This window comes from Clostridium sp. (assembly GCF_047718555.1).
GTDB lineage: Bacteria > Bacillota > Clostridia > Clostridiales > Clostridiaceae > Clostridium_I.
The window spans coordinates 1-1,281 of record NZ_JBDNRK010000128.1 but is presented as its reverse complement, the minus strand read 5'-3'; the positions used below and the strand labels follow the sequence as shown (position 1 = coordinate 1,281).

Sequence of the window (1,281 nt, the reverse complement as noted above, 5' to 3'; positions counted from 1 at the left end):
TTATAGACCTTATAATATATAAATCAATAACCTTTGATAATAAATAATTGCAAATTTTTATAATTTATAAAAGTTAGTCAGAAAATTAATGCCCATAAAATTATACCTAGCATTTTCATCTGTGATTGAATCTCAGGCTTTATAAGAAGCTAATTTTGAAAATAATAAAATAAATCTTTTAATTTAAGTTTACAATAATATTTACTTAAATTAAATGTATAAGTTATTTGCAAATATTTAATAATTTATAAATATTAATATATGAATATTGATATAGTTTCGATATTTATACTAAAACATTAATGAGAAATTAAATATAATTAATAAAAGTTAATATAATATTACAAGATAATAACATAATATAACATTAATTTACTAAAATGTACTAGTAAGTTTGTAAATAATTATATATAATCTTAATAAATAGTAAATAAGTAATAGAAATTGCAAATCGAAATTTATTTAGGCATGTAAAAATAATATATTAAAGACAAATGAAATTAATTATTTTTCTGCATGTTTTAAGCAAGGTGACTGTATGAATAAAATAAAATTGTTCTGTATACCTCACGCTGGTGGATCAGCTGCTGCTTATTCAAAATGGCAAAATTACATAGATTCATCTATTGAGATCTGTCCAATAGAATTGGCTGGAAGAGGAAGGAGGTTTAAAGAAGAACCATATGATAATATTGGTGAAGCTGTAGAAGATATTTACAATATTATAAAAAAAGATTTAGATAGAGAATATGCATTTTTCGGACATAGTATGGGCAGTTTAATAGCCTATGAATTAACACATTATATTATGAAGTTGAAAAATAGACCACCTGAACATATCTTTTTTTCTGGAAGAAAAGCACCTAATGTTATATATGAAAATAATTCTATTCATAAATTGTCAGAAGAGAATTTAAAAAACAAATTGTTAGAATTTTCAGGAACTCCCAAGGAAGTGCTGGATAATGAGCATATGTGTAAGGTCTTTCTAAAGATTTTAAGACAGGATTTTAAAATTTGTGAACTATATACCTATAGGAATGAATATCCGAAACTGAATTGTAATATTACCATTTTAAATGGAAATAGAGATGACATAAAAATAAATCACATTGCCTTTTGGAAACAGCATACTTCTAAAGCATGTTATATATACTTTTTCAAAGGAGGACACTTCTATATAGATGATAATATGGGAAAGCTTGCTTCCATTATAAATTCGACTTTATGCAGCTAACCCTATGATATTTCAATTTTAACCTGACTAACTTGGCGTTGTGG

At 24.4% G+C, this 1,281-nt stretch carries 1 protein-coding gene; it reads left to right on the top strand.

Translation table 11 applies throughout. The features are described 5' to 3' along the window. The first annotated feature begins 538 nt into the window (after positions 1-538). Positions 539-1,237: a thioesterase II family protein gene (locus ABF633_RS20730; RefSeq protein WP_415526641.1), complete on the top strand. Its 699-nt coding sequence runs from the start codon at positions 539-541 to the stop codon at positions 1,235-1,237. Positions 1,238-1,281: the final 44 nt, after the last annotated feature.

What these genes read in the sequence shown, in the direction of transcription:
- ABF633_RS20730 (WP_415526641.1), top strand. Translation starts at nt 539, where the DNA reads ATGAATAAAATAAAATTGTTCTGTATACCTCACGCTGGTGGATCAGCT.